The organism is Burkholderia sp. KCJ3K979, assembly GCF_016759955.1.
In the GTDB taxonomy this organism is placed as follows: domain Bacteria; phylum Pseudomonadota; class Gammaproteobacteria; order Burkholderiales; family Burkholderiaceae; genus Burkholderia; species Burkholderia orbicola.
This window is the reverse complement of sequence record NZ_JACFYV010000357.1, coordinates 1-3,668: the sequence shown is the minus strand read 5'-3', so window position 1 is coordinate 3,668 and position 3,668 is coordinate 1. Positions and strand designations below refer to the sequence as shown.

Here is a 3,668-nt window from a genome sequence, read left to right as displayed (position 1 = left end):
GCGAACGGGCGGCCGGCCACGAGCTTCACGTGCGGGCGCAGCGCGAGGCCGGCCGGCGACACGCCGCGAATCACGACGTTTGACGGCTTGCCGGTCGACGTCTTCACGAGCGAGATCAGCACGACGGCTTCCTTCGATACGAGCGGCCGGCCGTCGGGGCCGAGCGCGACGGCCGGGTGCATCTCCAGCGCATTCGCCTGCTGATGGTCGATCGAACTCTGGATCTCGGTCTCGGCGCCCTTGCGGATCACCACCGCGTTGTCGGGTTCGCCGGTCGACACGAGCGTTTTCGTGAGGCCGGCATCGAGCATCTGCACCGTCGCGAACACGAAGATCACGAGCGCCATCCCGCCGGCGGTGAGCGCGGTGGTCAGCCGCCGGGTCCACAGGTTGCGTGCGATGTAGGTGAGCGGGATCGCCATGCGCGCCTCTCTCTACCCGATCGCCCGCAGGCCTTCGACGACGCGCACGCGCGCCGCTTGCCACGCCGGCACGATTGCCGCAGCGAGGCCCACCGCGACCGAACACGTGGCCTGCAGCACGACCGTCTCGGTCGACACCTTGAACACCGGGAAGATCCCGCCGGCCGCCTGCTTGAACAGGCTCGCGGCGGGCGGCGTCGCGAGAATCCCGAGCCCGCCGCCGGCCACCGCGATCACGACCGATTCGCCGAACACGATCAGCGCGAGGAACCCGGGGCCGAAGCCGAGCGCCTTCAGCGTCGCGTATTCGGCCGTGCGTTCGCGCGCGCTCATCGCCATCGCGTTGGCCATCACGGCCATGATGATCAGGATCACGACGTACGACACCAGGCGGATCGCCGCGATGATCTGGTTCGACATCGCGACGAAGCCGAGCTGGAACGCCTGCTCGGTCTCGGTCAGCGTCTCGGCGAGCGAGTTCTTGAACACCGCGTCGACGTTGCGCGCGATCGACGCGCCGTCGTCGGGGTTCGCGACGCCGAGCACGAACACGCCGACCTGGTCGGCCTGCTTCGGCGTGCGCTTGCGCACCGTCTCGTTCAGGTAGTCCCAGTGGAACACCAGTTGGCGCGTGATCGTCGAATCGTCGCGACCGTCGAGAATGCCGCGCACGACGAAATCCCACGTGCCCGGATAGATCGTGCCCTTCAGCGGGATCACGTCGCCGACCTTGAAGCCGAACTGCGTCGCGAGCTGGCGGCCGACGAGGCAGCCGCGGCGGTCGCGGGCGTAGTCGGCGCGCTGCTGCGCCGGCAGGATGAATTCCGGATACAGGTCGAGATAGTTGTCCGACACCGCGAAGCTCGCGAAGAAGTTCTTCGGGTCGCGATAGATGCCGCCGAACCAGTTCGAGCGCACCACGGCCGTCACGCCGTCCACGCCGCGGATGCGGTTCTCGTAGCTGACCGGCAGCGGAAACACCAGCGAGATCGCGTTGCGCGTGACGAGCCTGCCGCTGGATGCGGCCGCCGCGCCCGCGTACCACGCGTCGACGACGGTATGCAGCAGCCCGAACGCGAGCACGGCGATCGTGAGCCCGAGCACGGTCAAGAGCGTGCGCAGCCGGTGCCGCAGCGCGTTGCGCGCGATCAGCTTCAGCACGAACATCGCGCGCGCTCCCGTCGCCGGTCAGCCGGCGTGCCCATCGATCAGCTCTCCTTTTTCCAGATGGACGAGCGAGCGCGCGGCGCCGGCCGCATGCGCGTCGTGCGTCACCATGATGATCGTCTTGCCGAGCTCGGCGTTCATCCGCTGCAGCATCGCGAGCACGTCGGTGGCCGACGCGCGGTCAAGGTCGCCGGTCGGCTCGTCCGCGACGATCAGCACCGGATCGGTGATCAGCGCACGCGCGATCGCGACGCGTTGCTGCTGGCCGCCCGACAGCTCGGACGGGTAATGGCTCGTGCGGTCGCCGAGATTCACCATGTCGAGCACGAGCTCGACGCGTTCGCGCCGCTCGCGGCGCGACAGGGGCGTGAGCATCAGCGGCAGCTCGACGTTCTCGAACGCGGTGAGCACCGGCATCAGGTTGTAGAACTGGAAGATGAAGCCGACGTTCGCCGCGCGCCATTCGGCCAGTTGCGCCTCGGCGAGTTGCGAGATGTCGAGGCCGCCGACCCGCAGTTCGCCGCTGTCGGGCCGGTCGATGCCGGCCACGAGGTTCAGCAGCGTGCTCTTGCCGGAACCCGACGGCCCCATCAGCGCGACGAAGTCGCCTTCGCCAATGTCGAGCGAGATGTCGGTCAGCACGGGCACGATCTGGTTGCCGCGCCGATACGACTTCGCGACGTGGCTGAGCTCGACGAGGGGCGGCGGGGCGTCGTTCACGCGTGCTACTTCTTCGCGACGGTCACGTTCGCGCCGTCCTTCAGCTTCGCGCCCGGCGCGAGCACGACCGTGTCGCCGGGCTTCACGCCGCGCACCGCGACGAGCTCGCCGATCCTCGCGCCCTTCGTCACGGCCACCGCATGCACGGCGTCGTCCTTCACGACGAACACGACCGGCCGGCCGTCGCGTTCGACCACGGCGCTCGCCTGCACGGCGGTCACCGGCTGCCGGTCCTGCGGCGTCGCGGGCTTCGACAGGAATGCGATCTTCGCGCTCATGTCGGGCAGCACGCGCTCGTCGCGGTCGACGAAGCGCACCTTCACGAGCACGGTGGCCTTCGAGCGGTCGACGGTCGGCACGATGCGCGACACGCGGCCCGCGAAGCGCAGGTCGGGCAGCGCGTCGAGCTGGATCTCGCACGGCTGCTCCGCGCGGATCTTCGCGATGTTCGATTCGGCGACGTCGGCCTCGACCTCGAGCGTTTCCATGTCCGCGATCGTCACGACCGCGCCCTTGCTGTCCGACGCGGACGAGAACGGCGTGATGTTGTCGCCGACGTTCGCATGCTTGGCGAGCACGATGCCGTCGAACGGCGCGCGGATCACCGTCTGGTCGACCGCGACCTGCGCGGCCTGCGCGTTCGCTTCGGCCGACACGATCGCGGCCTGGTCGCTATTGAACGTCGCGCGCGCCTTGTTCACGCGCGCCGTGTCGATATCGAGCTGCGCGGCCGGCACCGCGCCCTTCGGCGCGAGCGCGGACGTGCGGCGCAATGCGATCTCGGCGTCCTTCAGTTCGGCCTGCGCGACGCCGAGGTTCGCGCGGGAGACCTGCACCTGCGCGCGGGCCTGGGCTAGCGACGCCTGCACGTCGTTGCTTTCGAGGCGCGCGATGATCTCGTCCTTCTTCACGCGCGTGCCTTCGAGCACGCCGAGCCATTCGACGCGCCCCTGGCCCTTCGACGCGACCGCGGCCTTGCGCTGCGGCACGACGTAGCCGGTCGCATTGAGCTGCGTGTCGTTCTGGTACGGGTAGGCGGACGTGACGGAGGTGGTGTCGACGGTCGGCCGGCCGGTGAGGGCGAGGCCGGCGCCGATCGCGATGACGATCAGCGCGGCGGCGACCGCGTAGCGGGCCCACCGGCGCCGGCGCGGCACCGGTGCGATCGGACGCCGGTCGATTTTCAGTTTGTCCAGATTGTGGTCGGGCAATTTGAGCGCCTCGAGACGGCGGGGTCGTGTGACCGGCCGCGATCCGGTTTCCAGGGAAAGGGACGGATGGACGCCAGTATAAGCGTCGCCCCGGCGCCGCGCGAGCCGGTTTGCGGCGCCGTGCGTCGGCGGTACGTCCGGCCCGCGC

Annotated in this window: 3 protein-coding genes and 1 pseudogene; all 4 read right to left on the bottom strand. The window is 69.5% G+C overall.

The features are described from left to right. Window positions 1-422: pseudogene (locus H3O04_RS34505) on the bottom strand (ABC transporter permease); the annotation flags it as partial. 12 nt (window positions 423-434) lie between these two features. After that, the gene (locus H3O04_RS34500; RefSeq protein WP_202589426.1) at window positions 435-1,589 is read right to left on the bottom strand and encodes an ABC transporter permease; all 1,155 of its coding nucleotides are present in this window, start codon (window positions 1,587-1,589) and stop codon (window positions 435-437) included. 21 nt (window positions 1,590-1,610) lie between these two features. Further along, window positions 1,611-2,309, bottom strand: a complete 699-nt coding sequence (locus tag H3O04_RS34495; RefSeq protein ID WP_053525292.1) for an ABC transporter ATP-binding protein — start codon at window positions 2,307-2,309, stop codon at window positions 1,611-1,613. Between the two features lie 5 nt (window positions 2,310-2,314). Next, the gene (locus H3O04_RS34490) at window positions 2,315-3,520 is read right to left on the bottom strand and encodes an efflux RND transporter periplasmic adaptor subunit (RefSeq protein WP_202589425.1); all 1,206 of its coding nucleotides are present in this window, start codon (window positions 3,518-3,520) and stop codon (window positions 2,315-2,317) included. Window positions 3,521-3,668 lie beyond the last annotated feature (148 nt).

Excerpts from the sequence above, each read along its gene's own strand:
- H3O04_RS34500 (WP_202589426.1), bottom strand. The coding sequence starts at position 1,589 with ATGTTCGTGCTGAAGCTGATCGCGCGCAACGCGCTGCGGCACCGGCTG.